The organism is Paenibacillus sp. ov031 (assembly GCF_900143165.1).
Taxonomy (GTDB): Bacteria; Bacillota; Bacilli; order Paenibacillales; family Paenibacillaceae; genus Paenibacillus; species Paenibacillus marchantiae.
The window spans coordinates 1-14893 of the sequence record NZ_FRDO01000016.1 but is presented as its reverse complement, the minus strand read 5'-3'; the positions used below and the strand labels follow the sequence as shown (position 1 = coordinate 14893).

The 14893-nt window shown below is 44.6% G+C and carries 14 protein-coding genes and 1 pseudogene; 9 read left to right on the top strand and 6 right to left on the bottom strand.

The genetic code is table 11. From position 1 onward, the window contains the following. The 3 genes from BUA17_RS30495 to BUA17_RS30485 all read right to left on the bottom strand — a co-directional run. On the bottom strand, positions 1 to 308 hold a 308-nt coding region (locus tag BUA17_RS30495), incomplete at its 3' end, for a transposase (RefSeq protein ID WP_170867971.1). Positions 309 to 395: 87 nt separating this feature from the next. Beyond that, entirely contained in the window at positions 396 to 1592 is a 1197-nt protein-coding gene (locus BUA17_RS30490) for an MFS transporter (RefSeq protein WP_072735885.1), read from the bottom strand. 71 nt (positions 1593 to 1663) lie between these two features. Beyond that, complete coding sequence (locus tag BUA17_RS30485) at positions 1664 to 1945, bottom strand: ArsR/SmtB family transcription factor (RefSeq protein WP_072735884.1); 282 nt, start codon at positions 1943 to 1945, stop codon at positions 1664 to 1666. An 832-nt stretch (positions 1946 to 2777) separates the two neighbouring features. Between BUA17_RS30485 and BUA17_RS30480 the strand changes: the two genes are divergently transcribed. The 6 genes from BUA17_RS30480 to BUA17_RS30455 all read left to right on the top strand — a co-directional run bounded on the left by BUA17_RS30480 (position 2778) and on the right by BUA17_RS30455 (position 9533). Continuing rightward, positions 2778 to 4124, top strand: coding sequence for an AraC family transcriptional regulator (locus BUA17_RS30480; RefSeq protein WP_244552251.1), 1347 nt, complete (start codon positions 2778 to 2780; stop codon positions 4122 to 4124). A gap of 115 nt (positions 4125 to 4239) precedes the next feature. After that, entirely contained in the window at positions 4240 to 5214 is a 975-nt protein-coding gene (locus BUA17_RS30475; RefSeq protein ID WP_063568294.1) for an iron-hydroxamate ABC transporter substrate-binding protein, read from the top strand. 12 nt (positions 5215 to 5226) lie between these two features. Then, positions 5227 to 6234, top strand: a complete 1008-nt coding sequence (locus BUA17_RS30470) for a FecCD family ABC transporter permease (protein WP_072735887.1) — start codon at positions 5227 to 5229, stop codon at positions 6232 to 6234. Then, positions 6231 to 7238 carry a FecCD family ABC transporter permease gene (locus BUA17_RS30465; protein ID WP_063568295.1) on the top strand — a complete coding sequence of 336 codons (1008 nt, stop codon included), beginning with the start codon at positions 6231 to 6233 and terminating at the stop codon, positions 7236 to 7238. The genes BUA17_RS30470 and BUA17_RS30465 overlap by 4 nt, the downstream gene beginning before the upstream one ends. Before the next feature lie 189 nt (positions 7239 to 7427). Next, positions 7428 to 8243 carry an AraC family transcriptional regulator gene (locus BUA17_RS30460; protein WP_072735882.1) on the top strand — a complete coding sequence of 272 codons (816 nt, stop codon included), beginning with the start codon at positions 7428 to 7430 and terminating at the stop codon, positions 8241 to 8243. Positions 8244 to 8483: 240 nt separating this feature from the next. Then, on the top strand, positions 8484 to 9533 hold the full coding sequence (locus BUA17_RS30455) for an NAD(P)/FAD-dependent oxidoreductase (protein ID WP_072735886.1): 1050 nt from the start codon (positions 8484 to 8486) through the stop codon (positions 9531 to 9533). 147 nt (positions 9534 to 9680) lie between these two features. Here the strand turns inward: BUA17_RS30455 and BUA17_RS30450 are convergent, their stop codons facing one another. The 3 genes from BUA17_RS30450 to BUA17_RS30440 form a co-directional block, all read right to left on the bottom strand. After that, positions 9681 to 9977 carry a putative quinol monooxygenase gene (locus BUA17_RS30450; protein ID WP_063568297.1) on the bottom strand — a complete coding sequence of 99 codons (297 nt, stop codon included), beginning with the start codon at positions 9975 to 9977 and terminating at the stop codon, positions 9681 to 9683. A gap of 87 nt (positions 9978 to 10064) precedes the next feature. Then, complete coding sequence (locus BUA17_RS30445) at positions 10065 to 10715, bottom strand: nitroreductase family protein (RefSeq protein WP_063568298.1); 651 nt, start codon at positions 10713 to 10715, stop codon at positions 10065 to 10067. Between the two features lie 27 nt (positions 10716 to 10742). Next, positions 10743 to 11162: a MarR family winged helix-turn-helix transcriptional regulator gene (locus BUA17_RS30440; RefSeq protein ID WP_063568299.1), complete on the bottom strand. Its 420-nt coding sequence runs from the start codon at positions 11160 to 11162 to the stop codon at positions 10743 to 10745. A 489-nt stretch (positions 11163 to 11651) separates the two neighbouring features. Here BUA17_RS30440 and BUA17_RS30435 point away from each other — a divergent pair, with 489 nt between their 5' ends. The 3 genes and pseudogenes from BUA17_RS30435 to BUA17_RS30425 form a co-directional block, all read left to right on the top strand. Next, positions 11652 to 12173: a TetR/AcrR family transcriptional regulator gene (locus BUA17_RS30435; RefSeq protein ID WP_063568300.1), complete on the top strand. Its 522-nt coding sequence runs from the start codon at positions 11652 to 11654 to the stop codon at positions 12171 to 12173. A 116-nt stretch (positions 12174 to 12289) separates the two neighbouring features. Next, positions 12290 to 13243 (top strand): SDR family NAD(P)-dependent oxidoreductase, encoded by a 954-nt coding sequence (locus tag BUA17_RS30430; RefSeq protein WP_072735881.1) that lies wholly within the window; start codon positions 12290 to 12292, stop codon positions 13241 to 13243. Between the two features lie 400 nt (positions 13244 to 13643). Next, a pseudogene (locus tag BUA17_RS30425) lies at positions 13644 to 14893 on the top strand (hypothetical protein); the annotation flags it as partial.

The window sequence follows — 14893 nt, the reverse complement described above, 5'->3', positions numbered from 1 at the left end:
TCCTCATTGAATTGAATACGCCATTTTCTAATAATCCTAGGAGAGGGTATATTGAAAATGACCGCAGCTTCATTTGGAGACGTCCCATTCTCGTTTATATAGGTGAGTACGTCTAGTTTAAATGTCTTAGTGTAAGCTGTATAGCTCTTTTCAAAAGCTTTGACGCCGTGATATTCGTATTGCCTAATCCACATACGTAAAGTTTCATGATTTATCCGTAATGATTTTGCAATACTTTTGACTCCTTCAGTACCATTCTGATATCTATGAATGGCTTTCAATTTCTCATCTAAACTGAATTTAGGCAAAAAAACTGCACCTCCATTGTTAGTCGTGTCTAACAAATGGGGTGCAGTTCATAAATTAGCAGCCTGGTTTTTTTTGGGAGATTTGAATTACGCACAAGTCTCGACTAGGCTGCATTTTACTTCTTCGCGGCGTTTGCGCAAGTAGGAAATACGGAAGAAGGTAGCAGCAGTTACAGCAGCCAGAATGACGCTCGTTGCGCCGATCCAACTGATGTAGCTCAGTGATGCCTGCTCGACGACAACACCGCCAAGACCAGCACCAGCGGCCATGCCAAGATGCAACACGGAGGTATTCATACTAAGCATAATGCCCGATGCCTCTGGAGCAAGTGACAATAAATAAAACTGCTGGGTAGGGCTCGAAGACCAAACGGTGAAAGACCAAAACATCAGAAGTGGGAATACGATCAACGGCGATTGTCCATCTAGTGAGAGCAGAACTAGAGCCATGGTATTAAACAGCATTCCGATGACTAATGTGCGGGGAGCTCCCCATCTATCGGTGCTGTAACCGCCGAATTTAGAACCAAACAAGCTAGCGATACCGAAAGAGAAGAGTGCGATGCTTACGCTTTGCTCGCTTAATTTGGTTATGGTCAGCAAGTAGGGCGAAATATAGGTGTAAACAACAGAGTATCCACCAATCCACATAAAGGCGACAACCAACGCGATCGCAATTTCAGGTTTCTTCAACAGTGCAAACTGTTTGCGAATCGGAACAGGCGCCTCGCCATTGGATTGGGGAATAGCAATAAGGATTAAGAACATGGCAAACAAACCTAGTAGACCGATAACGCCGAAAATGAGCTTCCAATCATAAACCGAAGCGGCGACTCTTCCAAGTGGAACTCCGATAATTAAGGAGGCACTGAAACCCATTATAAGAGTTGCAATTGCACTTCCTTGTTTGCCAGGTGCAGCGAGCTTGGCAGCAACCGTCAATGAGGTAACGAGAAACACGCCGGTACTAATCGCGAGAACAATACGCGATACGAGCAAGAATGTAAAGCCGGGTAACGCGACGGCAATCAGGTTGCCTACTGCAAATACACCAAGCGCATAAAGGAGAAGTTTACGTCTCTCCATACGTGCAGTGACGGCTATGACGATCGGTGTGCCGAAGGCATAGGCCAGAGAAAAAACGGTAATCAGCTGACCTGCGACCGATACGGAGACACCTACATCTGCAGCCACCTTATCCAAAATCCCTGCAATAATATATTCGGATGTCCCAACTAGAAAGCTGATAATAGCCAGCATATAAATTTTCAATGCATTCGACATACTGGTAAAGCTCCTCTCTATACTTCAATGTTTTATATTTCTAGTTCTATAGAAATAATGTTCAAAAAAAATTACTCCAGCAAATAAGGCGCATATTTCTGTGCCATTTCGCGGTTTACGCTGTAGTAGATATATGTTCCTTCCTTGCGGTGGTTCAACAGTCCACAGTCTGTCAATTGCTTCAAGTGATGGGAAAGCGTTGAGCTGGCCACTGATTCCAGCTTAGACTCGATATCCGAGCAACACAAAGTTGTCTCCTCCGTAAGGAGTAAGGCAATTTTGATTCTCGTGGGTTCTCCGAGCGCTTTGTACACTTTAATAGCTTGACGCACATTCGCATTTTCTTCTACCATCGTAAGTTCACCTTTTTTCTAACTGTAGTTATTTCTATAACCGTAAAAATAATGTAGCACACCTTTTTTTGAATGTAAACAGAGAATAAGACTGTGTAGTTATTTTAACAGATGAGTCGCTTGGGCTTTCCGTCAAAATAGCTACCACCTTGCCAGACTCTCATGCCAGGAACACCTGAAATCTGGTGCTTCCGGCTTCTTGGGTTCGCAGCCTGAATCAGTTCTCCCCGCAACATGATTAAACTTCGAGTTAAATAAGGAAAGGATGGAATGTTTTATTTGAGACCATTATGTAAAAGTAACTTGCGTTGTAGAATACGGTTGAAATTTTTGCCATACTTATGGCGACAATCGTAAAAGCTATTTATAATTGAACGCTAGTATTCTGAAGGAAGCCTTAATGTTAAAATAGTCATGCAGAGCCGTTTATCAGGCATCATCCCATCATCAGTAAGTGGACTGAGTGACCCCAGAACGGAACGATTATTTTAGTTTTCCGCTAACAGTCATAACAGTCACGGAGGATAAGAAAATGAACAACTCGGAATGGGCAGAGTCCTATTTTCCAATATATACAGCAGACAGCATTCAATCATTGTATAGTACGTCAACCATGCCGATACATAGGATCCATGAGAACCTAACCGTTCTGTTGGCCGTTTCAAGTGGTAAGGGTTCACTTCATCTCGACGATCACATATACGAACTCACCGATGGCATGGTAATCCTTATTCCGGCGCAGAGTGATGTCGTTATACAGGGGAATCAGATGCATCCACTTCATATATACACCCTCTCCATTCGCACGCAAGAACAGAAGAGATCACTGCCAATGATAGCCATGGGACGGTCCAGTGTGCTCGCAACAGAAACTCTTATTGAGTTCTATGAACCTGCGATTGCAGCACAGCTTGAGGAGCTCTATATGTATCGTTTACCTGGCAATGAAGTCAGGCATATGCGTAACCAGATTCTGTTTCATCAAGTACTGATGAGTCTGTTGGAACGAATGGAAGCAAAATATATTGCGAGTGAGCAACCATCTATGGAACGCAGCATCACATTTATGGAAAACCATGTTAGTGAGAAGATAACAACCGAAGGACTTTCCGAAATTGCGGGAGTCAGTCGCTCTCACTACTCCATCCTATTTAAGCAGCTTACTGGATTTTCACCCAATGAGTATCTCTCACGCTTGCGTGTTCACCGTGCCAAAGAGTTATTAATTGGCGGGTCCGCTTCACTTCGTGAGATCGCGCTGAAGGTCGGATATAAGGATGAATTCTATCTTAGTCGTCGCTTCAAGCAGCAGACAGGAGAGAGTCCTTCAGGTTACACACGTCGCAGACCTTCTCAACGAGTGGCTGTGTGGTGTGCACCTTATGCAAGCCATCTAATGTTACTTGGATTGGAACCAGCGGTCGTCATCTCGGAAAGCAGCGAATATGTAAGCACAGAGGGAGTTAGCCCACCTCAAACGATACGTTTTATCCATTCTGACAGTTCACCTGAACAAATAAAGTCCGCATTGCTAGATGCTAATATTGAGCTCATCATTGCAGCAAATCAGCATCTACATATGAACGGATTAAGTTCTGAACGTCTGAGATCCATCGCTCCTATTGTTGAAATTGCTTGGATGGAGCTTGGTTGGAAAGAACATCTGCGGTTTATCGCACAGGCCATTCAAAGGGGGGAGAAGGCAGAACAATGGCTGGCAGACTTTGAAAGGGAAGAACAGCAGGCACGGGAAGCCATTCAGACGAGCCAGATTGTGAATGAGACGCTGACCATTCTCGTCATAAAACCGGATGATTTACAAATATATGGAATCAGAAATGTCGGATATGTGATGTATCAATCACTCGGATTACGTCCTCCGGCCAAGATTGCCCAGGAAATACAGAGGTTTGGCGACCAATTTCATTCGGTCTCTATCCAACTGTCGGAACTTAAGGATTACGAGGGCACTTGTATGCTCGTCATTGTTTTTCCAGATGAAAAAGGGTCCAAGGCTCATTCAGAAGGTATATTTAACTCGGAATACTGGAAAGGGCTTGAGGCAGTGAAGCGAAATCGGATCTATCATCTGGAGCAGGAAGAGTGGATACCCTACAACCCGGTTTCCATTCGTTTGCAGCTCGGACGGGCTGTATCCTTATGGACTGGCATCCAATAATCCAAAGGTTTTCTCAAACAAAAAGGCATGGTTAGGTTCATCCTGCATGCCTATAATTAGCTATTGTAATGAGAATGATTTTCATATTCAAAGAGAAAAGGGAGAGAGTCATCTAATGAGAAAGCTTTTTGTTCCATTTATATTAGTTCTGGTCTTATTGCTTAGCGCTTGTGGAAGCAACTCAGCCAAAGATACAACGGAGAATGCAACTACATCCAACGAATCCACTTCTTCGAACACGGATTCAACAGGTTCTTCATCCGAGTCAGATTCGGGTACGTTCACATATCAATCGGAGACAGGTCCTGTGGAAGTTCCTTCCCACCCGCAACGTGTGGTTGTGCTGACCCGATTCCTGACAGGAAACGTGATGGCACTGGATGTGCCGCTGGTTGGTGTGGATGAAATGTCCAAGGAGAACCCGAATTTCAAAGATAAACTTGCGAATACTGAGGCGGTTACCGACGAAAGTCTGGAGAAAATTATTGAATTGAACCCAGATCTGATTATCGGCCTGTCTGATATCAAGAACATTGATAAGCTGAAGCAAATTGCTCCAACAGTCACCTATACATATGGTAAGGTGGACTTCCTCAAGCAACAACTGGAGATCGGAAAGCTTGTGAACAAAGAAAAAGAAGCCCAGGCCTGGGTTGACGATTTTGACGCTCGAAGCAAAAAAGTAGGGGAAGAAATCAAAGCCAAAATTGGCGACAATGCGACTGTATCCGTTATTGAAACGTTCAATAAACAACTTTATGTGTATGGCGAAAATTTCGGACGTGGAACGGAAATACTTTATAATCAATTCGGTTTAGGTATGCCAGTTAAGGTCAAGGAAGCTACTAAGAAAGACGGATTCTTTGCTGTATCGAACGAAGTATTGAAAGACTACATGGGAGACTATGTAATATTCAGTAAAAATGCCGATGAGGACAATTCGTTCCAAAATACCGAAACATACAAAAATATTGATGCGGTGAAAAATAATCGAGTATTTGAAGCCGATGCCAAGGCATTCTACTTCAATGATCCACTCAGCATGGAATACCAGCTGGAATTCTTTATCGAACATTTTCTTGGCAAGTAAAACTTGAACGCGATGAAAAATAAACGACTTCCTTTTCGGTTTGCAACCAAGCTGCTGGGTAGTGTACTCGTACTTATCGTGTGTTTCATCATCGCCATGATGTTTGGCGCAGAAGAAACGACATTCCGCAATCTATGGCTGACCCTGACCTCTGCGACGAAGAACGATAATATTCTTATTCTGCGAGAGATCAGACTCCCACGGGAACTCGCTGCCATGCTGATCGGAGCGGCTCTCGCCGTCTCCGGAGGCATCATGCAGGGAATTACTCGCAATCCGCTGGCTGATCCTGGACTGCTCGGTTTGACTTCAGGTGCCAATATGGCACTCGCCCTGGCTTTTGTTTTCATGCCATCACTCGGATATTTTGGAATTATGGTCGCTTGTTTTGTTGGTGCTGCACTTGGAGCAGCATTGGTTATTGTGCTCGGCTCGATGCGGAGGGGGAGCTTATCCCCTATTCGGGTAGTGCTTGCCGGGGCAGCTGTATCCGCTTTTATGTATGCCATCTCGGATGGCATCAGTATCTTTTTCAAAATTTCCAAGGATGTATCCATGTGGACTTCGGGAGGACTCATCGGAACGACATGGGGCCAGATTCAAGCTATTGCGCCTGTCATACTGATTGGTTTAGCTGTAGTTCCGTTTCTTTCCAACCAGATCAACATTCTTAGCCTGAGCGATGAGGTGGCGACTGGACTGGGACAGAAGCTTGTACTCGTCAAAACTGTTCTGTTCCTGCTGGTCATCGTGCTTACCGGAGCGTCGGTTGCATTGATCGGAAACATGGCCTTTGTTGGCTTAATGATCCCCCATATTGTCCGTAAATTGGTGGGCACGGACTATAGGTATATTATACCCGTATCCATTTTTGCCGGAGCATCGTTTATGCTGCTTGCCGAAACACTGGGTCGAACGATAAATGCACCTTACGAAACACCTGTGGTCGCCATTGCTTCCATGCTTGGTTTACCTTTCTTCCTGTTCGTTGTGCGTAGAGGGGGCAAAGCGTTCTCATGACAATGTCTGCGCGAATTCGCAAGCAACGACTGATTCTGCTCGTGTGTTTGCTGCTGATCCTCATCACGGCTGTGGTAGGTATGAGCTGGGGGTATTCCTCGTTGTCTTTCAAAAGGGTAATTCCGGTGTTATTTGGCCAAGGTACATTTAAAGAAGACTTTGTTCTGTTTTCGGTCCGATTACCTCGAATTTTTATTACATTACTAGCTGGTATGGCGCTTGCGCTGTCAGGCTCTATTTTGCAGAGCATTACACGTAATGACTTGGCCGATCCAGGCATCATTGGAATCAATTCAGGTGCAGGTGTTGCCGTTGCCATCTTCTTTCTGTATTTCCCGATTGAAGTGGGCACGTTCGTTTATATGTTACCGTTAGCTGCTTTTATCGGTGCATTACTGACAGCGGCGCTCATCTATCTGTTCTCCTATAGCCGGACCAAGGGACTTGATCCCATAAAAATGGTGTTGGTTGGGGTTGGATTCTCGATGGCGCTGTCAGGCATCATGATTGTCATCATATCTTCGGCGGAGCGATCCAAGGTCGACTTTATTGCCAAGTGGATCTCCGGAAACATATGGGGGGCAGACTGGCCATTCATATGGGCTTTGCTGCCTTGGCTGATTGTGTTAATCCCGCTTACTTTGTTCAGAACCAGACGGCTTGATCTCATGGGATTGAACGAAGAAACGGCAATCGGAGTGGGGTTGAAGCTGGAGCGGGAACGCTTGGTACTCATGGTGATTGCTGTTGCAGCTGCCGCATCTGCTGTATCGGTTACGGGAGGAATCGCGTTTATCGGTTTGATGGCTCCACACATCGCCAAAGCGCTGGTCGGTCCACGTAACTCGTTATTTATTCCTGTAGCCGTTCTGCTTGGAGGCTGGCTTCTATTAATTGCAGATACGGTTGGACGCAACCTGGTTGATCCTGATGGAATTGCAGCAGGAATTATGGTCTCCCTAATCGGTGTGCCGTATTTTGTCTATTTATTATTGAAGAAATAATCTAAAAATCTTTAGATTAATTGAACACATAGCTAATGAGGCTATCTTTTGTCGTCAAGACAAGGGATGGCCTTTGTTTGTAGTTTTGACGGGGGAAAGGTGAACTAAGCAACCCAGTATGACTTGATTCGTGTGATAAGATAAAATAGGCACAGTTTAAACCGATTCTAAAAGATAGGTGGAATTGCCATGACAGATGTGGATCAATTAGCATCAATATTTGCAGATAATTCTTTTAAAATAGATGGAATCAATCGATTGGTTTTACAGCCCAAAAGTATATTGCGTGAATTCAGAACATTAAATCATGGATTTCTTTTTGTGGTACGGGGAGAAGCAAGTATGTCAGTAGATAGAACGATATACGAATTACAGCCCGGGTCCGTTTTTCATGCAGCACCAGGCATGCAGTTGGACTCACAAGTGAATGGTCATTCAGAGTATGAATATTATTTAGTATTTTATAGTTTTGACCTATTGGAAAAGGGCGACAGCATTCAGGAATTCGACTCTCATTTCAAATTGGACTCCGGGGCCAATCCAAGGGTTGTTGAATTACTGGTTATGCTGCAGGAACAATTACACGCGCAAGGGGGAATTGGCAAACTTCGAGTCAAAGAATTATTTTTGAGCATCATGGTTCAGGTTTTTACAGGCTGCAGTCAACGGGAAAGTGGAACTTCGCCGAGTGAAAAGGTGATTGAGCAAGCCATCTCTTATATACATGGACATTACATGAATCTGCTGACACTGGATGAGCTAGCAGAGTTACATGGCATGAGTTCAAAGCGTTTCTCCTACTTTTTTCACAAATACACGGGATTCCGCCCAATTGACTATGTCATCCATTATCGCATGGAGAGGGCAGGGGAGCTGCTGAAATCAGGTAGTTATTTGATTCGCGATGTTGCGATCAGTGTTGGTTATACCAATCCGCTCTATTTCAGTCGAATTTTTAAAAGTAAATTTGGTGTTTCTCCTTCGGAATACACGCATCTTAATTAAGCCTCCATTAGACAATAGTACATCCCAAATTGGTGATTTGTGCATTCGCATTTTCAATGATCCTTGCTATAGTATTAAATGATAATGAGAATCATTATTATAAAAGGTTGGAAGGTTGACTGAGATGAATACAATAAAAGCTATTTATTCTCTCTCGATGCGTCCTCGGCCGTTCTAACCATGCAGGAATAAATGGAAGAAGAATGTTGGACAAACCAATTCGGAAATGGGGTATTCAAGATGAAAGATCATGAATTGTTTGATGTAACGATTATTGGTGGTGGGCCTGCCGGATTATTTTCAGCTTTTTATAGCGGTTTGCGTGAAATGAAAACCAAAATCATTGAATTCCAGCCCTATCTTGGCGGGAAGGTACATGTGTATCCTGAGAAAATGATCTGGGATATAGGGGGCTTACAACCCGTTCCGGGCGCACAACTAATCGAACAAATGGTCAATCAGGGGCTGACTTTCCAGCCAGAGGTTGTTCTTGGAGAAAAGGTCACGTCCATATCCAAGGATGAGCAAGGACACTTCGTACTGCACACCGCTTCTGAGGAAAAACATTACTCCAAAACTGTGATTTTAGCTATTGGTGGAGGAATTCTGAAGCCGATTAAACTGGAAATTGAAGGTGCAGAACGTTTCGAGGTAACGAACTTACATTATACAGTCAAATCGCTGTCCCGTTTCAAGGACAAAACGGTTCTGATCTCGGGTGGCGGTAATGCGGCGATTGATTGGGCAAACGAGCTTGCCCTTATTGCCAAACAAGTCTATTTAACATATCGGAAAGATACGCTGAAAGGCCATGAAGCTGAAATATCACGTCTTGAGAACAGTTCAGTCGAATGCTTGCTCAATACAACGATTGAGAAGCTGGTCGCTACAGTCGATCATCAACAGATTGAGACGGTTGTGCTGAAACGTAATGAGGACGGAGCTTCATTGGAGCTGGCCGTGGATGAGGTCATCATTAACTACGGTTATGAGAGGGACAAGGAATTGCTTGTGAACAGTCATATTAAGATTGATATGAAGGATCATTGGATCGCAGGCACACCAGTCAGCGAAACATCCGTACCGGGCATTTTTGCTGCGGGAGATATTTTGCATCATGAAGGGAAGCTTCATTTGATCGCAGGAGCGTTCCAGGACGCAGCCAATGCGGTGAACAAAGCCAAACTGTACGTGGCACCCGAAGCCAATACACATGGAATGGTTTCCTCGCACAATGACTTGTTCACGCAGAAAAACCGTGAGCTGATGAAGCATCTATATACCAAATAAAATACAACAAACTAAAATGGTCATCATAAAAAAATTCGTTCAATATCAAAAAAGCCGCTCACCCGTCAGCATGACGAGGAGCGGTTTCTTTTTCACAAGCCGACGATCTCGTCGGTCTGCTTAATTAATTAATGTAATGCTCATGTTTTAGTGTTTAACCGCTTCTCCAGCGAATACTTCAACGTTCATTGGAGCGGCCATGAATGCTGCTGCTTGTTGAACGAAAGTCTGGAAATGGGCGCTTGCATTATGGGAAGCTGTAGCGGCTTCGTCTTTCCACAGCTCAATCATCGTGTAGTGATGTTCGCGTTCAGTACTTTTGGCGAGATCATAGCTGATGTTGCCTTCTTCATTACGTGTTGCAGGGATCAGCACTTTTGTAGCTTCCAAAAAAGCTTGTTCCTGGTCTGGTTTAACTTGCAAGTGAGCGTGAATGATAATCATAATATTCAACCTCCATTAGTGTATTTAGAATGTTGTTATTGTTTGAAATGTAAATGGTGCTGGAGCACATAAAAACATTGACTGATATTATGCCCAAGTCGTAATTGTCTCAACAGGCAGACGGTAGGAAGGGTGACCTTCTTTGGCCGATTTACCGATCGAGATCAGCATAACGGGTTGGTAACGATCTTTATCCATACCGAATGCTTCAGCAATTTGATCTTTCTCATAACCACCGATTGGGTTGGTATCATACCCATGAGCACGTGCAGCGAGCATCAATTGCATGGAAGCCAGACCCGCGTCAATCAGATTGACATCGCGAAGAGCGGAAGCGGGCATATTTTCATAATAAGGCATTACAGTTTTGAGTTGCATTTCCTTGACTTCCTGTGGCATATAACCGAGCTCGACAGCTTTACCAAAAATTTCGTCCATGTACTCGACATTGTTCATATCAATAAATACACCAACAACTGCCGCGGAAGTCAAAACCTGATTTTGGTTGAATTTCGCGAGAGGAGCAAGCTTTTCTTTGCCTTCAGCCGTATCTACAACGAGAAAACGCCAAGGCTGCAAATTGATGGAAGATGGAGCGCGAGAAGCTTCTGACAGAATTTCTGTCATTTCTTCACGGCTGATTTTGACTTCAGGATCATATAGTTTTACAGACCGGCGGCCGTAAGTAATTTCATTAAAATCATTTGTCTTTTGAAAAGTGCTTTGGAATGTACTCATGTATGGTTCTCTCCTCTATATATGGGTTTAGAAATTGTTTTGCATTCGTTCCAGGAAATCAGCAAGCAGATGAACTTCTTCTTCACTAAAATCCTGTAGAATCTGATTGATAAAATTGGTTTTCTCAACTTTATAACCTTCGATTTGCTTCCGTCCTTCATCCGTAAGGCGGACAAAGGTAACGCGGTTGTCTTCCGGATTTTTACGTCTGGTGACCATCGAATCGGCTTCAAGCTGCTTCAGATGGCGAGTGATCGCCGCACTGTCGATATTAATGATTTTTTGCAACATGGACTGATTAATCTCGTCCACCTGGTCCAACTCATGCAAAATCTCAAAGCGTGATGAGCTGATGCCCGTACAGCGTTCGAACTTGGGGCTGATCTTGTTACCCAGCCCGTTGAGCAGATTGATGATCTGCTCCTCCTTGGAAAACACACGTGTCATGACTAGACCTCCCGGGTGAATCTCGACCATGAACAACGGCTTATGTGAACAGAATACATAAAGTTGCCATTATAAAGTGCCATTGCTTAGTCAGTAATATCTGCTAAGTTAATCTTTGACGTATCAATATTTGATGCATCAATCATTGATGGCTCAATTAATATATCATGGGTGTTTTGATTTTGCAACAGGGTAGTCATGAGAAGATAAATCCATCTATTCCAAAGCGATATTCTTCTTGGTTCCGTAGGTGTAGGTTATCCATTCAAGTAACTTTATATCGATTTATATTGTGGTTGAGAATAATTATAAACTGTAATGAGGCGATATACATACGGATGAAATTGACGTCACAGAAATGTTTAAACAATAGAGAGCTTCTAAGCTGTGCTTAGATTGGAGGGATGAGTCTCTTTGCAATGCATTAGACTTTCCTATATACTTCAAGCTATTGATCAATTAATTACTATGTAATGGAGGTGTGATAACATGGCTAAAAATGCAGCGGTATCGGTTAATCGACGTAGTGATATCATATCCGCAGCGATTGAGGTGTTTGCTGAAATTGGCTATTTTCGGGCGACCACAGCTCAGGTAGCAGAAAGAGCAAATATTTCGCAACCGTATATCTTTCGTTTTTTTAAAAGCAAAGAAGCTTTGCTGTTAACAGCACTTGAGGTATCCTGGACGCGAGTGATTGATTCATTCCGAGCGGTGGTGGAGACAGCTACTCCAGATCAGTTGGAGAACGAGTTAACAGAAGCCTATGAAGAGATTCTTAAATCTCACAAGAACGAAATTTTGCTGCAAATGCAGGCGCAGACGGTTCAGGAAGAAGTCATCCGTCAAGCGATGCAAAAAGGATTCGCAGAGGTGCGAGATATGGTATTGGAAGCTTTTACAGCCGCAGGCAGTGCCAATCCAAAGCAAAGAACGTTGATATTCTTGGCAATCGGGATGTTATGTAATATATCAACCGCACTGGATATGCCAGAGCTTATGGATAGATAGAAAGGGAAGAGTCCCTTTTTGTATTTTAGTTATTGATCAATCACTAAATATACGTTATATTGTGTTGAAGTAAGTAATTGATCAATAACTAATTGAGAGAAAGAGGTTGAGATGTAATGAAAAGAGCAATCGTGGTTGGGGCAACAGGTGGAACGGGCGCAGCGATTACAGAGGAATTGATTAAACGTGGTATTTCTACAATCATTTTTGGTCGCTCACGTCAAAAACTGGAGCAACTTGCGGTAAAACTGGGTTCGCCTGATCATCTACAGATCGCTGTTGGAGATGCATTCCGATTCGATGATATTATAGCTGCTTCACTAGAAGCCGATGTAATGTTTCATTGCGCGAATGTACCTTATAACGAAATGGAGAGCAAGCTGATTCCTCTGGGTGAATCCGTTATGGAGGCGGCAGAACAATTGGGCCTAAAGGTGGTCGTCATTGACGGGATTTATCCGTATGGCAGAAGACAAATGAAAGAAGTGACTGAAGAACATCCAAAGCAGCCGCATACTCGAAAAGGAAAGACTCGGCTTGCCTTTGAGCAGATGTTATTTAGCAGCAAATGGTGCAAAGCGCAAGTGATGATTGTTCGCTTGCCTGATTATTATGGTCCTACTGCCAATCAGGCTTCTTACCTGGGGTCTACGCTTGAAGCAATAGCGGAAGGGAAAATGACTTTTTTTATCGGAACTATGAAAATGCCACGAGAATATATCTATTTGCCAGATGCAGCGGTCATGGTTGTGGAGTTGGCGAGCAGAGATGATGCCTATCGGCAGAACTGGAATATCCCTGGTGCTGGGATAATATCTGGTAAGGAAATCGTACGTATTGCACAACAGGCGGCGGGTAAAGCGAAACCGGTCATAGCCCTCGGCAAAACAGGGCTTTCACTGCTTGGATTGGCCGTACCGGTAATGAAAGAAATTGTTGAAATGTTATATTTGACAGAAGAATCGCTGGTGTTGAGTAAAAAGAAATACGAGGCCAAGGTTGGGCCGGTGAAGATGACTTCTTTTGAAGAAGGGATTACACAGACGATAGGTGAGCTGCAAAAGAAATAAATGTGTTATGTCGATTTGTAATTGATCAATCAATAATTAAATTGCGTTATGAATCGGTTAATGCTTACGACCTAAACCAAAATGCTAAATGCTGATATGACTTCATTAATGGGCGGTGCACAAAACCTGTCCTAGACATAGAGTGTAGTATTGCAAAAGCGGAGAATAGATACGGTGTACAAGGAGGGGGGATTTTCTTGTGAGCTATATGTCCAAAAAGGAGCGCAAAATGTCCTCAATCAGTACAACCAAACGCAAATTAAAAAAAGCAGGCACTCGTGTTTCTATTAAAAGAAAAGTAAAATGTAAATCCAAAAAGAAGCTTGCGCTTAAAAAGAAAAGAGCTGTCAGATCCAGATGTCCTGTGTTACGTGGACCGAGGGGATATAGAGGGTTTCAAGGAAAGACAGGTGTAACCGGGGCTACGGGAATCACAGGAGCAATGGGAATAGTAGGTAGGATGGGGAATACGGGAGCTACTGGCTCGATAGGAATAACGGGATCAACCGGAGTCCGAGGACTTACAGGTACAACTGGTGATCCAGGCGTTACAGGAATTACGGGGGCGACTGGATCAACCGGAACTACAGGGATAACAGGTGTAACAGGTGCCACGGGAATTACTGGTGATCCAGGAGCGACAGGCGCAACAGGCTCGACAGGGGTAACAGGAGCGACGGGTGATCCTGGAGTGACCGGAATAACAGGCGTTACAGGTTCGACCGGAGCTACCGGAGCCGTGGGAGCAATGGGCATAACAGGTGTAACCGGCGCAACTGGAATGGGAACTACAGGTAGCACTGGAGTGACTGGCACGACAGGGATAACTGGGGCAACGGGTGATCCTGGTGAAACAGGAGCCACAGGAACCACAGGTTTGACGGGAGCAACTGGAGCCGTTGGAGCAATGGGCACAACAGGTGTAACTGGAACCACAGGTAGCACTGGAATGACAGGTGTTACAGGTAATACAGGTGTTACAGGTAATACAGGTGTGACTGGGGCTACCGGAACGACTGGAACCACAGGTATAACAGGAGCCACGGGCGATCCTGGAATAACGGGAGCAACAGGATCCATGGGAGAGATGGGGACTACCGGTGCAACCGGAACCACAGGTGTAACGGGCTTAACTGGGGTAACAGGATCTACGGGCGTAACTGGTGTGACAGGAGTAACAGGAACGGGAACTACTGGAACTACTGGTGCAACGGGATCTACGGGTATAACTGGTGCGACGGGAGCAACCGGAACTGGAACAACAGGAACGACTGGTGCTACAGGATTAACAGGTGCCACCGGAACGGGAACAACCGGGGCTACCGGAGTAACGGGGCTTGATGGGGTAACTGGTGCAACCGGCGCAACGGGAACAGGAACGACAGGAGCCACTGGTGCAACGGGTCTTACTGGGGTAACCGGTGCGACCGGCGCAACCGGAACTGGAACAACCGGGGACACAGGTGCAACGGGTCTTACAGGAGTAACTGGCGTGACAGGAGCAACGGGAACAGGAACGACTGGAGCTACTGGTGCAACGGGCTTAACTGGGGTTACCGGTACGACAGGATCAACCGGAACGGGAATAACCGGCGCCACAGGTGCAACAGGGCTTACTGGGGTAACTGGTGCGACAGGGGCAACCGGAAC